14 protein-coding genes are annotated in these 16128 nt (G+C 73.7%); 5 read left to right on the forward strand and 9 right to left on the reverse strand.

Going from position 1 to position 16128, the window contains the following annotated elements; translation table 11 throughout:
- Positions 1 to 5: 5 nt before the first annotated feature.
- Complete coding sequence (locus ACLF5H_RS33905; protein ID WP_421679844.1) at positions 6 to 416, reverse strand: hypothetical protein; 411 nt, start codon at positions 414 to 416, stop codon at positions 6 to 8.
- 333 nt (positions 417 to 749) lie between these two features.
- On the opposite strand from ACLF5H_RS33905, the gene ettA reads away from it, so the two are divergent.
- From ettA to ACLF5H_RS33920, 3 genes are read left to right on the forward strand one after another with little or no spacing between them, the layout of a single operon-like run.
- Entirely contained in the window at positions 750 to 2414 is a 1665-nt protein-coding gene (ettA, locus tag ACLF5H_RS33910) for an energy-dependent translational throttle protein EttA (protein ID WP_111586220.1), read from the forward strand.
- 6 nt (positions 2415 to 2420) lie between these two features.
- Positions 2421 to 2843 carry an acyl-CoA thioesterase gene (locus ACLF5H_RS33915; RefSeq protein WP_421679845.1) on the forward strand — a complete coding sequence of 141 codons (423 nt, stop codon included), beginning with the start codon at positions 2421 to 2423 and terminating at the stop codon, positions 2841 to 2843.
- Positions 2840 to 3532, forward strand: a complete 693-nt coding sequence (locus ACLF5H_RS33920; RefSeq protein ID WP_421679846.1) for a hypothetical protein — start codon at positions 2840 to 2842, stop codon at positions 3530 to 3532. Before ACLF5H_RS33915 ends, ACLF5H_RS33920 begins: the two co-directional genes overlap by 4 nt.
- A gap of 24 nt (positions 3533 to 3556) precedes the next feature.
- On the opposite strand, the gene ACLF5H_RS33925 is transcribed toward ACLF5H_RS33920, so the two are convergent.
- A complete protein-coding gene (locus ACLF5H_RS33925) occupies positions 3557 to 3961 on the reverse strand; it encodes a globin (RefSeq protein WP_421679847.1) in 405 nt (134 codons plus the stop codon).
- Positions 3962 to 4040: 79 nt separating this feature from the next.
- On the opposite strand from ACLF5H_RS33925, the gene ACLF5H_RS33930 reads away from it, so the two are divergent.
- Positions 4041 to 5012: a methyltransferase domain-containing protein gene (locus ACLF5H_RS33930; protein WP_421679848.1), complete on the forward strand. Its 972-nt coding sequence runs from the start codon at positions 4041 to 4043 to the stop codon at positions 5010 to 5012.
- An 18-nt stretch (positions 5013 to 5030) separates the two neighbouring features.
- Here ACLF5H_RS33930 and ACLF5H_RS33935 read toward each other — a convergent pair whose 3' ends face one another.
- The 4 genes from ACLF5H_RS33935 to ACLF5H_RS33950 form a co-directional block, all read right to left on the reverse strand.
- Positions 5031 to 6830, reverse strand: a complete 1800-nt coding sequence (locus ACLF5H_RS33935; RefSeq protein WP_421679849.1) for an FHA domain-containing protein — start codon at positions 6828 to 6830, stop codon at positions 5031 to 5033.
- Positions 6831 to 6889: 59 nt separating this feature from the next.
- Positions 6890 to 8227, reverse strand: a complete 1338-nt coding sequence (locus ACLF5H_RS33940) for a vWA domain-containing protein (protein WP_421679850.1) — start codon at positions 8225 to 8227, stop codon at positions 6890 to 6892.
- 97 nt (positions 8228 to 8324) lie between these two features.
- Positions 8325 to 9704 (reverse strand): protein phosphatase 2C domain-containing protein, encoded by a 1380-nt coding sequence (locus tag ACLF5H_RS33945; RefSeq protein ID WP_421679851.1) that lies wholly within the window; start codon positions 9702 to 9704, stop codon positions 8325 to 8327.
- 3 nt (positions 9705 to 9707) lie between these two features.
- Positions 9708 to 11828, reverse strand: a complete 2121-nt coding sequence (locus ACLF5H_RS33950; RefSeq protein WP_421679852.1) for a tetratricopeptide repeat protein — start codon at positions 11826 to 11828, stop codon at positions 9708 to 9710.
- Here ACLF5H_RS33950 and ACLF5H_RS33955 point away from each other — a divergent pair.
- On the forward strand, positions 11803 to 12171 hold the full coding sequence (locus tag ACLF5H_RS33955) for a hypothetical protein (protein WP_421679853.1): 369 nt from the start codon (positions 11803 to 11805) through the stop codon (positions 12169 to 12171). The two genes, ACLF5H_RS33950 and ACLF5H_RS33955, sit on opposite strands and share 26 nt — an antisense overlap.
- Positions 12172 to 12193: 22 nt before the next feature.
- Here ACLF5H_RS33955 and ACLF5H_RS33960 read toward each other — a convergent pair whose 3' ends face one another.
- From ACLF5H_RS33960 to ACLF5H_RS33970, 3 genes are read right to left on the reverse strand one after another with little or no spacing between them, the layout of a single operon-like run.
- The gene (locus ACLF5H_RS33960; RefSeq protein ID WP_421679854.1) at positions 12194 to 13465 is read right to left on the reverse strand and encodes a hypothetical protein; all 1272 of its coding nucleotides are present in this window, start codon (positions 13463 to 13465) and stop codon (positions 12194 to 12196) included.
- A gap of 41 nt (positions 13466 to 13506) precedes the next feature.
- Positions 13507 to 14535, reverse strand: coding sequence for a glutamate ABC transporter substrate-binding protein (locus tag ACLF5H_RS33965; protein WP_421679855.1), 1029 nt, complete (start codon positions 14533 to 14535; stop codon positions 13507 to 13509).
- Between the two features lie 14 nt (positions 14536 to 14549).
- A complete protein-coding gene (locus ACLF5H_RS33970; RefSeq protein ID WP_421679938.1) occupies positions 14550 to 15845 on the reverse strand; it encodes a hypothetical protein in 1296 nt (431 codons plus the stop codon).
- Positions 15846 to 16128: the final 283 nt, after the last annotated feature.

A 16128-nucleotide genomic window follows, 5' to 3' on the forward strand; every position in this document is an offset into this window, starting at 1 on the left:
ACGGATCAGCGGCCCGCCCACCGGGCGCCCGGTGCCACGTACCTGACCAGCGTGGACACGAGGGTGGTGGCGGCCAGGCTGCCGAGCATGACCATGGCCACGCCGACCGCGAAGAGCCCGCTGGAGTCGTCGGACCAGTCGTACCAGGCGGCGACCGTCAGCCCGGCCGTCGTCCCGGCCACCGTGGCCACGGTGTGCCGCCGCAGCGCCGCCCAGCAGACCACCACCAGCAGACTCAGCACCAGCCCGGCCACCTGCCACGCCTCGTACGGCCCGCTCTCCGTGCCGTCGGGCCGCACATCCTCGTGCTGATCCCATCCCAGCCAACCGGCCCACAGACCGGCCGCGACGACCCCCAGCCCGAGCACCCACAGGGATTGCCCGGCCGGCTTCTTCCACCACATTCCTGGACGCATGCCCAAAGCGTCGCCCCCGGCCCCCGCCCCCGCGCAGAGCGCGCGTACTCACCCCGCCCCCGTACACCTACTCACCCGCCCGCTCCCGGGAGCCCAGCTCTCCTGCCGCGGATCAACAGCAGAGGATCCGCGCCGTGCCCTGGATCGTGAAGTACGGCGCTCCGGCCGGCCGCAGGCGCAGTGAGCACGCCACCGCCCCATCACCCGCACCCGACCCCGCGAACCCCCAGGTCAGGACCCCCCGCCCCAACGGGTTTCCGCGCAGGGGTGGCGATACGGCAAGATGGGGTGTATCTGCCCACTGCCAGATTTCAAGCTGCCGGACGGTTTCTCTTGGCTGAGTTCATTTACACCATGCGCAAGGCGCGCAAAGCGCACGGCGACAAGGTGATCCTCGACGACGTCACCCTGAACTTCCTGCCGGGTGCCAAGATCGGCGTCGTCGGTCCGAACGGTGCCGGTAAGTCGACCGTGCTGAAGATCATGGCGGGGCTGGAGCAGCCGTCCAACGGCGACGCCTACCTGTCGCCCGGCTACACCGTCGGCATCCTGCTTCAGGAGCCCCCGCTCGACGAGGACAAGACGGTCCTGGAGAACGTCCAGGACGGCGTCCGCGAGGTCAAGGGCAAGCTCGACCGGTTCAACGAGATCGCCGAGCAGATGGCGACCGACTACTCGGACGCGCTGCTGGAGGAGATGGGCAAGCTCCAGGAGGAGCTGGACCACGCCAACGCCTGGGACCTCGACGCCCAGCTGGAGCAGGCCATGGACGCGCTCGGGTGCCCCCCGGGCGACTGGCCGGTCGTCAACCTCTCCGGTGGCGAGAAGCGCCGCGTCGCGCTCTGCAAGCTGCTTCTTGAGCAGCCCGACCTGCTGCTCCTCGACGAGCCCACCAACCACCTCGACGCCGAGTCGGTGAACTGGCTGGAGCAGCACCTGGCCAAGTACCCGGGCACCGTCGTCGCCGTCACCCACGACCGGTACTTCCTGGACAACGTCGCCGGCTGGATCTGCGAGGTCGACCGCGGCCGGCTGCACGGCTACGAGGGCAACTACTCCAAGTACCTGGAGACCAAGGCCGCCCGCCTCAAGGTCGAGGGCCAGAAGGACGCCAAGCGGCAGAAGCGCCTCAAGGAGGAGCTGGACTGGGTGCGGTCGAACGCCAAGGGGCGTCAGGCCAAGTCCAAGGCCCGCCTCGCCCGTTACGAGGAGATGGCCGCCGAGGCCGACAAGATGCGGAAGCTGGACTTCGAGGAGATCCAGATCCCGCCGGGCCCGCGCCTGGGCAACGTCGTGGTCGAGGTCGACAAGCTGAACAAGGCGTTCGGCGAGAAGATCCTGGTCGACGACCTGTCCTTCACGCTGCCGCGCAACGGCATCGTCGGCGTCATCGGCCCGAACGGCGCCGGCAAGACCACGCTCTTCAAGATGATCCAGGGTCTGGAGACCCCCGACTCCGGCGACATCAAGGTCGGCGACACCGTCAAGGTCTCCTACGTCGACCAGGGCCGCGCCAACATCGACCCGAAGAAGACGCTGTGGGAGGTCGTCTCCGACGGGCTCGACTACATCAACGTCGGCCAGGTCGAGATGCCCAGCCGCGCCTACGTCTCCGCCTTCGGCTTCAAGGGCCCGGACCAGCAGAAGCCGGCCGGCATCCTGTCCGGCGGTGAGCGCAACCGCCTCAACCTCGCGCTCACCCTGAAGCAGGGCGGCAACCTGCTGCTCCTCGACGAGCCCACCAACGACCTCGACGTCGAGACCCTCTCCAGCCTGGAGAACGCGCTGCTGGAGTTCCCCGGCTGCGCCGTGGTCGTCTCCCACGACCGCTGGTTCCTCGACCGGGTCGCCACCCACATCCTCGCCTACGAGGGTGACTCCAAGTGGTTCTGGTTCGAGGGCAACTTCGAGTCGTACGAGAAGAACAAGGTCGAGCGCCTCGGTGCGGACGCCGCGCGTCCGCACCGGGCGACCTACAAGAAGCTGACCCGGGGCTGATCGATCTTGCGCCACACCTACGCGTGCCCGCTGCGCTGGTCCGACATGGACGCCTACGGCCATGTCAACAACGCGGTCTTCATCCGTTATCTGGAAGAAGCCCGGATCAACTTCCTGTTCCGTCCGGACAAGGAGTTCCGGCAGGGCTCCGTGGTGGCGCGCCATGAGATCGACTACAAGCGCCAGCTCGTCCACCGGCACCACCCGGTGGACATCGAGCTGTGGGTCACCGAGATCCGGGCCGCGTCCTTCACCATCACCTACGAGGTGAAGGACGCGGACGAGGTCTATGTGCGGGCCTCGACCGTCGTCGTGCCGTTCGACTTCGAGGCCCAGCGGCCGCGCCGGATCACCTCCGAGGAGCGCGAGTTCCTCCAGCAGTACCTGGAGAAGGCCGGCGCCGAAGAGGGCGAGGCCGTCGCCGCATGACGGTGCTGCACCTCGTGGACGAGACAGAGGCGGCGGACCTCGCCGCCTTCCTCGCCCGGCTGCTCCACTACGACCGCGGTGCCGCCGTGCGCCTCCAGGCGGCCGGCACCGCGCTCGCCGTCTTCGGCCGGCCGCCGTCCTTCGAGGTGCTCGCGGTACGCGCGGTACGGCTCGCGAAGCCGTACGAGCACGGTCTCGATGTCACCCTCGACGCCACCGTCTCCGCGGGTGAGCTGCTGGAGTCGGTGTCCGAGCGGGCCGCCACCGCGGCCGTGCCGGGCGCGGTCACCGGGCCGCCGTGGGCCGGTGTGCTGCCGCCGCGCGGCGGCTGGTGGACCGAGCCGGGGCTGCCGGCACCGGACGCGCTGCGGGCGACGGTCGCCGCGGCGGTCGGTGAATTCCGGGCGCGCAGCGAGGAGTTGACGCCCGAGCGACGTAACCGCGCGGAGCTGGACCGGATCGGGCGGGACATCTGGTCCCGCGAGATCGGGCACACCCCGCTGCCCGTGCGCGCCGTGCACGCGGCGCAGTCCCTGGGCTTCCTGCGCCCGGGCACCCGGGCGGCCGACACCGGCCTGCTGTCCTCGGGCGCGTGGCTGCGGCTGCGCACGCCCTACGGCTCGATCGCGGTACGGCGGGCCGGGGCGCCCGGCTCCCTCGGGGTGCTCGGTGTCAGCGTCGGCGGCTGAACCGCCGCCGCTTCAACGGGGGGCTCAGTCCGCGGTGTTGATCATCGACGCGGCGGCGTACGTCAGATAGTTCCACAGCGTCCGCTCGTGCTCCTCGGACAGGCCCAGGTCGTCCACGGCCGCTCGCATGTGCCGCAGCCAGGCGTCATGCGCCGCCCGGTCCACCGCGAAGGGCGCGTGCCGCATCCGCAGCCGGGGATGGCCGCGGTTCTCGCTGTAGGTCGTGGGGCCGCCCCAGTACTGCATCAGGAAGAGCCGCAGCCGCTCCTCCGCCGGGCCCAGGTCCTCCTCCGGGTACATCGCCCGCAGCTCGGGGTCCTCGGCGACCCCCTCGTAGAAACGGTGGACGAGCCGGCGGAAGGTGTCCTCACCGCCGACCTGCTCGTAGAAGGTCTGCTCCTGAAGCGTGCCGCGCCGAATCTCATTCACCCGTCCATGGTCTCAGACCGGGCGGCCCAGGTCTCAAGTCTGAGGACCGGCGAGGAGATCCCGGACCTAGGGTGGTCGTATGGGTGGCTACGACACCGAGGAACTCGCCACCGCCGCGCGGGCCGGGATGGTGCGGGAGCTCGCGGCCGAGGGCGCCTTCGCGGCGGACCCGCGATGGCGGGAGCCGTTCGCGCGGGTGCCCCGGCATCTGTTCGTGCCGTACTACTTCGTGGCCGGGCCGCGCGGCTATGAGCGGCGCTGGGGCGAAAGTCCCGACCCCCGGGCCCGTGCACGCTGGGTGCGCGGCGCCTACGCGGACGAGCCGCTGGCCACCCGGCTGCGCGACGGCGAGCTGCTGTCCTCCAGCAGCCAGCCCTCCCTGATGGCCCGGATGCTGGCCGCGCTGCGCGTCGAGGACGGCGCCCGGGTCCTGGAGGTGGGCGCGGGCACCGGATACAACGCGGCCCTGCTGGCCGAGCGGCTCGGCGACGACGCTCTCGTCACCAGCGTCGAGCTGGAGCCGGAGATCACCGAGTCCGCGCGGGCGCAGCTGGCCGCGGCCGGATACCGGCCGGTGGTCGTCACCGGGGACGGGGCGCGCGGGGTGCCCGGACGCGCCCCCTTCGACCGGATCATCGCGACCTGTGCGCTGGACACGGTGCCGCGCGCCTGGCTCGCCCAGTGCCGCCCCGGCGCGCGCGTGCTGCTGCCGCTGGCGACCGGACTGCTCGCGCTCACCGTGCGGGACGCGGAGCACGCCGAGGGCCGCTTCCTCGACACGGCCGCCTACTTCGTGCCGCTGCGCGGCCGGGGCCGGGCCGAACCCGAGGGCGTCTGCTTCGCGGGGCTGCCGCGCAGGGCCCGCGAGCAGGACACCTTCCGCTTCCTGCTGGCGCTGAGCCGGGGCGCGCTCGACCCGCAGGAGGCGTACGCGCTGTGGGAGCGCGAGGAGGAGCCGGAGCGCGAACGGTACGGCGTCACGCTCACCGGCGAGCACGGCTGGGCCTGGCTGGACGACCCGGAGGGGCCGTACGCCTGGCCCCTCCCATGACCGCCCCGCCGCCGGTGCTCAGCCCCGGCGGACGGTGATCGTCGTCCAGGCGCCCACGTGCACCCGGTCGCCGTCGCGCAGCGGAACCGGCACGAACGGCTGGATCGGCTCCTCCGACATGTTGACCGTGGTGCCGTTGGTCGAGTTCTGGTCGACCACCGCCCAGCTGCCGTCCGGCTGCTGCACCAGCATCGCGTGCTGGTGCGAGACGCCCGGGTCCTCCGGCGGCACGGCCAGGTCGATGTCCGGGGTGTCGCCGGTGGAGTGCCGGCGGCGGCCGATCGTCACCTGGTCGCCGGTGAGGGTGCGCTGCTGCTCGGGGGAGTAGGCGGGCAGGTTCAGACCCGTGGCCTCGGGACCGGAGCGGTGCATCATCGCCATGAAGTACTCGCGGTCCGGGCCGATGGTCGCGGTCCAGGTGGACTGGCCCGGGGCGTCCGGGAAGCCCGGGGTCGCGGGGGCCTTCTGGAAGCCGGGGTTCGCGGGAGCCTGGGTGCCACCGGGCTGGGGGTAGCCGTAGCCGCCGCCCTGGCCGGGGCCCGAGGGGTCGGCGGACGACGGCGGGGAGATCACCCAGTCGTCGTCACCGCCGCCGAAGGAGGGACCGCCGGAGCCGGGGCCGCCACCGGGACCACCGAAGGGGCCGCCCTGCGGCCCGCCGGCCGGGGGACGCCCGGTCTCCTGCGGGAACGCGGGGGGCGCGGGCGGGCCACCGCCGGGACCGCCGGGGCCCTGGCCGGGACCGGCAGGGCCGCCCTGGCCGCCGGGGCCCGCGGGCCGGGAGGGGTCGCCGAAGGGGCCCTGGCCGGGAGCGCTTCCGAAGGGCGAAGGGGCGCCGCCTTGACCACCGGGGCCCGCGCCGGGGCTGCGGTCGCCACCGAAGCTCGGGGGCGGCGGGGCCTGGGTGCCACCGGGCTGGGGGTAGCCGTAGCCGCCCTGGCCGCCGGGACCCTGGCCGGGACCCGAGGGGCCACCGGCCGGACCACCGGCGCCCGGACCCTGGCCCGGGGCGTTGCCGAAGGGCGAGGGGCGACCGGCCGGAGCGCGGTCGCCGCCGAAGCTCGGGGGCGGGGGCGGGGCCTGGGTGCCACCGGGCTGGGGGTAGCCATAGCCGCCCTGGCCACCGGGACCCTGGCCGGGACCGGAAGGGGCGCCGCGGTCGCCACCGAAGCTCGGCGGCGGGGGCGGGGACTGCGGGTTGCCGGGCTGCGGGAAGCCGTAGCCGCCCTGGCCCTGACCGCCGGGGCCCTGACCGCCGGGACCCTGGCCGGGGCCGGACGCGGACGGCGCGCCGGGCGCGCCCTGGCCCGGGATCCGGCCGAAGGCGGGCGGGGCCGGGGGGCCGGGGGAGGTCGGGGGGCTCGGCGGGGTGCGGTTGAACGGGGTCGGGCCCGAGGGCTCGCTGCCGAAGGACGGGATCGGCTCGGCCGGACGGTTCACCTGCGAGGGCCGGGAGCCCTGGTACTCGAACCCGTCACCGCCGCCGAACGGCGTGTTCGGCGACTGGAAGTGCGGGCCGCCCGTGGGGCGCGGGGCCGCCGGGGTGTACGAGGTCGCGGTGTTGGTCAGGAAGTTCCACCGGCACTCCTCGCAGAAGGGCGCGCCGCCCTCGCGGGGCGTACGGCACTGCGGGCACAGCTCGGCCTCGCCGGTGGCGGCCGGCGGGCGGGCGCCCTGCTGTCCTGCCCCGGGGGGCGGGAAGCCGTAACCGCCGGGCGGCGGGGGCGGGGGCGGAGGTACGGCACCGGCCATGCGGTGACCGCAGACCTCGCACCAGTCGTCGGAACCCGACTGGTGTCCGTTCGGGCAGGTCGGCATGTCGGTGCTTCCCCTTCTTCCTTTAAGGGTCCGGCTGGATCGCTAGGGTCGCTTCCAGGTCACTTCTTTACACGAACAGTCTTTGTGGACCGCGTCTCCAGAGTCATCTCATCGGCCTGAGCGACCCTCGTCTTCAACCGCACAGTACCTGTCGCGGCGTCGACCACGTCCACCACCTTCGAAAGCAGTTTCGCAGTATCCGCGTTCCCCGAGGCGCTCGCCAGCTGAACGGCCCGTCCCAGTTTGGCCGTTGCTCCATCGAAATCGCCCACTTTGCGCAGATCGAGCCCCTGCTTGATGACTTGTGCCAGTTCGGCCTGACCCGTGTAGTGGGCGACCTGGGGGCTGATCGCGGTGGAGGCCGCCATGTCGTCGGTCCATACGGCCCGTACGAGGCCCTGCGCGCCGAGGCCCTGCGCCGAGCCGTCCGGCCGCGGGACCACCAACGAGACGCGCGCGGCCAGCATTTCGCGGCCCAGACCGGCCGGGGGGACCTCCACGCACAGGTGGTAGTCGCGGGACTCGTCGCCCCAGGACCCGGTCGGATAGTCCCCGGCGCGCGGCCCGGCCTCGGTGCGGCGGGCGGTCAAGTCCACGACGGCGGGGGCGACTTGCTTGACGTAGCGCAGGGTGGTGCCGACCGGCGTCCACACCCGCAGGGCGACGTCGGCGACCTCCTTGCCCATCGCCGTCTCCATCATCCGGGTGAAGTCGGCGGCCAGGCCCGCCGGATCGGCGACGATGTCGGCGGTGCCGAGGAGCGCCGAGGCGATCCCTGTGACTTCTTTCACTTCCCAGTCGGTGCCCACGCCCCGCGCGTCACAGGTGAACCGCCCGGCGCAGGCGTCGAGGGCGGCGCGCAGCTCCTCCGGCGACTCGTGCTCATTGCGCCCGTCGGTGAGCAGGATGCCGTGCCGCAGGGTGGTGTCCGTGGAGGACAGCAGCCGGTCGGCGAGGCGCAGCCAGGTGCCGATGGCCGTGCCGCCGCCCGAGGAGAGCCGCCGCAGCGCCTGCTTGGCCCGGTGCCGGGTGGTGGGGCTCGCGACGGCGAGGCCGCCGTCGCCGGGGTAGACCTCGGTGGCCACATGGGTGCCGGCGACGACCGCGAAGTGGGTGCCGTCGCGCAGGGTGTCGACGGCGGCGGCCGTGGCGTCCCGGGCGTTGCGCATCTTCGTGGCCGGATAGTCCATGGAGCCCGAGCAGTCGACCATGATCACCACGGCGGCGGAGGGGTGGCCGCCGGAGCCGGCGGGGCTCGGGCCCCCGCCCAGCGTGCCGCCCCCCGTGGCCGTCACCGTGACGACGGCGTTGACCTCGCGGCCGTCCTCGGGCAGGTACTCGTTCTGGTACACGTCCACCGAGAACCGCGGCGCGCTCGGTTTCGCGAAATTGGCCATACGAACTCAAATCCCCCTCCACCGGCCCGCTCACGCGCGTCGGTGCTGTGTACGGGCCGGTCCCCTCCGGCCCGTGGCCCCCGTGGCCCCCGTTCCCTCAGGCCGATCCTGCCCCCTGCGGCGGTGCGGGGAACGGCAGTACGGCCACTGTTACGTTGTCGTGGCCCCCGCCGTCCAGGGCGTGGCCGACCAGGACCCGGGCGCTGTGCAGCGGCCGGGCGGCGGCGTCCGCCGGGATCGTCTCGGCCATCTCCCGCGCCGTCTCGGCGTAGTTCCACAGCCCGTCGGTGCACACCACGACCACACCGGGCCGGTCCGGCTTGAACGACGCGGTGTGCGGGTCCAGTTCATAGGCGTCGGCGCCGAGCCAGCCGGTGATCGCGTGGGCGCGCTCGTCGGCGTACGCCTCGGCCTCGCTCATCAGTCCGGCGGCGACCATCTGCGCGGCCCAGGAGTCGTCCTCGGTCAGCCGGGCGGGCGGCGCGGCGCGGTCGTCCGGCACCCAGTAGGCGCGGCTGTCGCCGACCCAGCCGACCACCAGGAGCCCGGCGGCGACCACGGCGGAGACGAGGGTGCAGGCCGGGGCGTTCTGGTGCGGGTCGTGCTCGCGGGCCGTGTCCGGCTCCCCGGCCAGCGCGTTGACGGCCTCGGCGGCGGCGACGATCGCCTCGTGCATGGCCGCCTGCGGATGGGTGCCGCGCGGCAGGGCGGCGAGCAGGACGTCACCGGCCGCGCGCGCGGCGGCGGCCGACGCCTCGTCGGGGCGGGTCGCCGAGGAGACGCCGTCGCAGACGACGGCGAGCGTGGCGGGGCCGCCGTCGGGCAGCGCGGTGTGGCCGAGGGCGAAGGAGTCCTCGTTGCGGTGGTGGCGCAGTCCGCGGTCGCTGACGGCGGCCACCGGGCCCGACTCCCGCTCCATGTGGTCGCGTTCGCGGGGCTGGGCGTGCCCGCAGTTCTCGCAGTAGCCGTCGCTGTCCACGCGGCCGGCGCGGCAGGCGACACAGGTCGTGGCGGGCTGTGCGGGCGCCTCGGGCCGCTGTTCGGGCTCGGGGGTCTCGTTCGCGGTGCGGGGGTCGGGGGCCTGCAAGGGGTACTCCTCGGGTTCCGCCGGCCGGTCGAGGCGGACGCCGGACGCGGGCTGACCCGCGGGCGCCCCGGGGGTGCCGGGGTGCAGCGGGTGGCCGCCCGAGTCGGTGCCGGGCAGATCGGTCGGCAGATGCGTCTTGGGGGAGGTGGAGTCGGAGCCGGGGGGCTCGGGGGCGGGCCACTCCACGCCGGTCCTGGGGGCCGGGACACCGGAGTCCCGGGAGCCGGGCGCGGGGGAGCCGGTCATGGCCAGTGTGGCGTGGTCCTGGGGCGGGGCGGGCGCCGCCGAGAGGTCGTGACCGCACGCACCACAGAAGAGGTCGTCCGGTTCGACGGGTTCCGCGCAGCTCGGGCACGTGGCCGGTGCGGTCTGCTGGGGCATCTGGGACATCAACTACACCCACGTCCGGGGGCGGTAACGGTTGGCCCGTTCCACCAGTTCGTTCCTCTCCTGGCCGCCGGGGGCCAGCCGGGCCAGCGCCCGGTAGGCGCGCTCCAGGCCGAAGCGCAGGCCCCGCTCGTCCAGTCCGCTGCCCAGCAGCGACTGCCCGCCGGAGGCCGTCCGGGCGGTGTTCCGGTCCCCGGAGAGTATCCAGTCCAGCGCACAGCCGAGCACTTCCGCCGACAGCACCTCGCGCCGCGCCGGGTCGAGCCCGTACGCCTGGAGCGCCTCGACCTGCCCGGCGGCGGCGGTCAGATCCTCCAGGAACGGTACGTCACCCACGGCCGCGGCGCGTCCTCTGAGCCGGGCCCGGACGGCGGCGACCCGGGCGGCCGTGTAGTGGATGGACGACTCCGGCACCGACTCCAGCGTGCGCACCGCACCCTGCCGGTCCCCGGCGGCGAGCCGCACCCGGGCGAGCCCGAACGCCGCGCTCACATAACTGGGATCGGTCGTCCACACCAGGTGGTAGTAGTCGGCCGCGTTGTCCAGCTGGCCCAGCACCTCGGCGCAGGCGCCGAGCGCCAGCTTGGGCGCGGCCTCGCCGGGAAAGGCGTCGTAGACCGCGTCGAAGGCGAGCGCGGCGCCCTCGAAGTCGCCGGTGACCAGCGCCGCCAGGCCCCGGTACCAGACCACCCGCCAGTCCTCGGGCCGCTCCTCGTCCAGCGCGGCGAGCCCGCTCCTGGCGCCGTGGTGGTCCCCGCTCTCCAGCCGCGACCGCACCTGCCGCAGCCGGCTCTCCACGCTCTGCGCGGGCGCCGCCGCCAGCGCCCCGAGCAGCTCACCGGGCGCGGACGCCACGAGGCCCGCCAGGAAACCGGCGTTCGGGTCGCTCGCGTCGACCAGGGGCACGGGCAGCGCGAGGGCGGCGGCGGGGAAGTCGAGCGGCTTGACCAGGGCGGGCGGCGACGGGACCGGCGCGAGGGGGGCGGCCCCTCGCCTCCGCGCCGGGATCTGCCGCGCCCCCAGCCGCGACACATCGCCGTGCAGAGGGGGGAACAACTCCGGGTCCGTGACCCGCACTTCGGGCCCGAACAGGGTCGAAAGGGCGGGCCGTGCCCGGCCGCTCTGGAGGGCCACGACCTCCCGCAGCACCCCCGTCAGCTGCTCCGCCATCTCCTGCGCGGAGCCGAAGCGGCGGGCCGGGTCGGGGTCGGTGGCGCGGACCAGGAGGCGGTAGAAGGACTCGTAGCGGCGGAAGACGTCTATGGTCTCGGGGTCCGGCAGCGAGTCGGCGTAGACGTTGGTGTAGCCCTGGAAGTCGAAGGTCAGCACGGCGAGAGTGCGGCCCACGGTGTACAGGTCGCTCGCCACCGAGGGGCCGACGTCGGCGACCTCGGGGGCCTGGTAGCCGACGGTGCCGTAGATCGCGGACTCGTCGTCGTCCATGCGGCGCACCGCGCCCATGTCGATCAGCTTGAGCTGGTCCTCGGTCTGGATGGCGTTGTCGACCTTGAAGTCGCAGTACAGCAGGTTGCGGCTGTGCAGATGGCCGAGCGCCTCCAGCGCCTCGATGCCGTACGCGCACGCCTGCTCCACCGGCAGCGGATCGCGCCTGCCCTCAAGCGTGCGGCGGGCGTTGGCGATCTCCTTGAGGGACTTGCCGCCGACGTACTCCATGACGATGTAGCCGTCGAGGGAGCCGGTGCGCTGGTCCAGGTGCTCCACGAAGTTGTAGATCCGCACGATGTTGGCGTGCTCGATCTCCGCGAGGAAGCGCCGCTCGGAGATCGCGGCGGCCATCGCGTCCTGGTCCCCGGTGTCCAGCAGGCCCTTGAGGACCACCCAGCGGTCGGAGACGGCCCGGTCCACGGCGAGATAGACCCAGCCGAGGCCGCCGTGCGCGAGACAGCCCGCGACCTCGTACTGGCCGTGCACGATGTCCCCGGCCTTCAGCTTGGGCACGAAGGAGTACGGGTGGCCGCACTTGGTGCAGAACCCCTCGGTACGGCCCGGCCGTTCGCCCCGGGCCCGGCCGACCGGCGCCCCGCAGTCCGAGCGGGAGCAGAACCGTTTGCGTTCGGGTACCTCGGGGTCGTCGAGGACCATGGTGTGCGGGTCGGGCCGCGGCACCTGCGGCACCTCCACCAGGCCCGCGCCGAGCCGGCCGCGCCCCGAGGACCCCGAGGAGGAGCCGGAGCTGCGCACCGACACCGAGCGGGCGGTGGCGGCGGCGCCGGACAGGGACCGCGAGAGCCGCCCGGACACCGAGCGCCGCGATCTGGACGACTGCGAGGAGGTGCGCGCGCTGCGGGCGCTGCCGGAACCCCGGCTCTCGGCGGCGCCCCGGGTCAGCCCGGTGGGCGGCGAGCCGACCATCCCGGTCGGCGACACCACGGGCGCCAGGCCACAGGTGTCGCAGTACAGCTCGCCGCCGCCGACGTCCTCGTACGACCCCTCGCAGCCCGGCCGCTGACAGGCCCGCCCGGCCCCGCTCATCACTGGTCCCCCTTACGGTCCTCGGGCGCGCCGTCCAGCAGTTCGGCCGCCGCCCGCTGATAGCGCAGCACCGCGCCCTCGGCCACCCGCAGATCGCAGGGCGCGCTCCACAGCATCCGCCGGGCGGCGTCGTACCGCTCCACCAGGAACGGGTCCTCGGCCAGGCCGTGCCGGGAGACCTTCGCCTTGTAGGCGTCGAGCCGGCCGCGCAGTTCGGCGCGGACCGCGAGCGGCGCGGTGACCGCGGTCAACTGCTCGCGGGCGCGCAGCAGTTCGTCCTCCGCTCGCTGTTCGAGGGACTCCAGCAGCGGGGACAGCCGGTGCCACTGGGCGCCCCGCCGGTACTCGGCCGCCGTCGCCAGCTGCTCCTGGAGCGCGGTCGGCGGGCCGCTGACCACCGGCACCTCGGTGGCGGCGATCTTCGCCAGCACCTCGCCGCGCGCCGTGCGGGCCTCGGCGAGGGTGCGGTCGGCGCGCGAGAGGACGTCCCGCAGCCGGATCAGCCGGGCCTCCGCGTCCTGGCGCACGGTCAGCACCGCGTCGATCTCCCGGCGCACGTCCTCCAGGGCGCGCGCCTCGCGGTCGTACACCGTGGTGTCCGGGCGGCCGCCGCCGGGCGCCGAACTGCCCCGGGCGGGCACCCAGAAGGCGAGCGGGTCGCGGATCACGTCCGCGCGCAGCCGGGTCAGGGTGCGGGTGATCCGCTCCAGGTCGTCCCCGGCCGGGTGCTCGCCGGGGCGCACGCCGACGGAGTGCGCGAGCTGCCGGGTGCGCTGGAGCTCGGCGGCGAGCAGGTCGATCCGCGCGGGCAGCGCCGACCAGACCGCGTCGGCGGTCACGACCAGGTCCAGGCTGGTCGCGTACAGCTCGTTCATCCGCTCCACCAGCTCGGCCAGCGAGAAGCTCTCGCTGAGCCTGCCGGTGCCGGGCCCGGCGACCGCCACGGAGGTGCCGCGCAGCAGCTCGGTCAGCTCGGCCAGGTCCTCCCGGCTGGACCAGCGGCGCCGGGCGCGGATCTCGCGGGCGCCGCGCAGCGCGGCCGTATAGGCGTCGAAGTACGACCACAGCAGGGTGATCCGGTCCTCCGTGGTCCGCCAGCGCTCCTGGGTGACGCCGGACAGCTCGGCGCCCTCCAGGAGTCTGCGGCCCGCGTGGTCCTGGAGGGCGAGCAGCGAGGTCTCGATGGCCTCGTGCTCCTGGCCGAGCCGCGCCAGCGCACGGTCCACCTCGTCCCGGTCCATCACCGGCCCGGCGGGGTCCGTGACGCCCATCGATCACCTCTCGCTTGCTGTGTGTTCCGGTCGGCCGTGGTTCAACTGGTGCGCAGATACTGCGGTGCGGGCGGCTTGGACGCCGAGGAGTCCTTTCCCAGTGTGGCCGACAGCCATGTGTCGTACGACGCCTGCCAGCCACTCGCGCGGTAGGCGACCAGGACCCGGTTGACCCGGCGCACCAGATCGGAGGCGTCCTTCCGCATCGCCACTCCGTAGTACTCGGTCGTGAACGGCGCGCCCTTGAGCTCCACCGTCGGATCCTGCGCTGCCTGGCTCGCGGCGAGGGCGCCGTCGGTGACCACCGCGTCCACCTCGCCGAGCTGGAGCCGCACCAGGCAGTCCAGCTGGTTGGGCACGGTGGTGGAGAGGTCGGTGGAGGCGGGCAGCGTCCCAACCTTCTTGTCCGCGTCCAGCTTCGCGTACCCCGTCGAACCGGTGGCCGTGCACACCTTCTTGTGCGCCAGCGTGTCGTTGTACCCGGTGATCGTCGACGACTTGGGGGCGAGCACCTGCTGCCCGGTCTTGAAGTACGGCGCGGAGAAAGCGACTTGCCCGAGCCGCTCGCAGGTGATCGTCATCGTGCGCACGACCATGTCCACCCGGCCGTCCTGGATCGCCGAGATGCGCTGGTTGGTCGGTATCGCCTTGAACTGGACCGCGTCCGGGTCGCCGAGGATGTCCTGCGCGATGCGGTGCACCAGGTCGATGTCGAAGCCCTCCAGCTGGGCGCCCTCGGTGTTGGGGTTGCGGTAGCCCCAGCGGTAGCTGTTCTGGTCGACGCCGACGATCAGCTTGCGCCGGGCGCCCTCGCGGGCCTTGATGGCGTCGATGGTCGGGCCGTCCGCGCCGGAGGGGGCGAGGGTCTGCGCCTGCGCCTCGGAGTCCTGGCAGGACCCGGCGCGCGCCTGGCTGCCCTCGGCGAGCTGCTGCCCGGCCCGGTCCGGGGCGGCGTGGTGGTGGTGCGTGATCTGGGTGCACGGCAGCAGCAGGACGAAGGCCAGCGCCAGGGCGCACAGGACCGCCATCGTGCCGACCCCGCCCCAGCCGCGCAGCCGGCTCGCGTCCATCGCCCCGCCCCTTCTCACCGGTACTCCGAAAGCCTGCGGCCGATCCCGGCGAGCGCGCCCGCCGCGCCGAGCACCGCGAGGGCGGCGGCGCCCACGGGCAGCCCGGTCATGGCGTCCCGCCCGCTCGTGGCGGCCCGCTGGAACTCGGCCTGCTCATGGCCTATCGCGCGGGCGAGGTCGCTGTCGACACCGTCGAAGCACTCGCCGGTGGTGCCCTTGGCGCCGATCACCTTGTCCAGCGCCTGCTGGTAGTCGCCGTTCTCGTCCGCGGTGCGGGCCGCGGTGTGGCGCTGCTTCCACAGCGCGGTGCCGGTCTCGGCGGACTTCACGGGCGCGGTGCCGCCGGAGTCGTCGGCGAGCCGCTCCGCCCGGACGAGGCCCTTGCCGAGTACGGTCATGTCCTTGTCGAAGTCGTAGTAGTACGTGTCGTACTGCTTGCCGTCGACCGTGACGGTCTCGGCGCCGCGCGCCACCAGGCTCAGGTTCTCGTTGCCCCGCGCCTTCAGGGAGGCGATGCGGGCGTCGTGCAGGACGGTCAGGGAGCGGATGCCGTGGTCGTAGGAGCCGGTCAGCTCGGAGCGCGCGACGGTGTGTCCCACGGTGAGCCACAGCAGGGCGACGACGGTGGCGCAGCCGGCCGCGACCAGACCGTGGTTCAGGACGCGGTTGGTGCGCAGATAGTCGCGGCGCTGGGCCCAGCCGAGCGCGGCCAGGGTGAGCACGCCGAGCGCGATGGCCGCCCAGGGGTACGGCGTCGCGTCCCCGTAGTCGGCGTCCAGGCGCGCGTTCTCCTTGGTGTAGAGGTCCTCCGCGGCCGGGAGCATCTGGGTCTGCATCTTCTCGTTGGCGTACCGCAGATACGCGCCGCCGACCGGGTAGCCCTGCCGGTTGTAGGTGCGGGCCCGCTCGACGAGGCCCTTGTACTCGGGCAGCAGCCGGTTCAGCCGGGCGATGGTGGCCTCGGAGGCGGAGCCCGGCTCCGCGTTGGCGGCGGCCGTGACCAGACCGGAGGCGGCCGAGCTGATGTCCTTCTCGTACCGGTCGCGGGTCGAGGCGGGCTCCTGGCCGCCCGCGAGGAAGCCGCTGGAGGCGGCGGTGTTGGCGTCCGCCAGCGAGCGGTAGATGTCGGCGGCGCCGGAGCTGAGCGGCTGGCTGCGGTGCAGCACGTCGTCGGCGGCGGCCGCGCGTTCGCTGCTCTGCCAGGCGGTGACCGCGCCGAACACCACGACCAGCAGGGCGAGTACGGCACCGATGACGCGCAGCCGGCCCGGCTCGGTGGTCGCGGGCCCGCAGAAGCGGACCCGGATCATGTCGGACAAGGAGAAGAAGATCACCGCTACCACGAGGGCGGTCACGCCCTGGTCGCGGCGGCCTCGCCGAACATGCTGGCCTCCCCGGTGGGCGGGTGCGGCGCGTGGGGCGATGCGTGGGACGGCGCCGGAGCGGGCGGGCCGGGCTGGGCGGGGATGCCGGGGGCGGCGGACACGGCGGAGCCCGCGATGGGTGGTGCTGCGCTCTGCGGCGGGTGTGTCACTCGACCTCCCCCATGGTCATCCGTACGCAGCCAAGTATCGCCGCACGGACCGACATTCC

This window comes from Streptomyces sp. LaBMicrA B280, assembly GCF_049222185.1.
Classification (GTDB): domain Bacteria; phylum Actinomycetota; class Actinomycetes; order Streptomycetales; family Streptomycetaceae; genus Streptomyces; species Streptomyces murinus.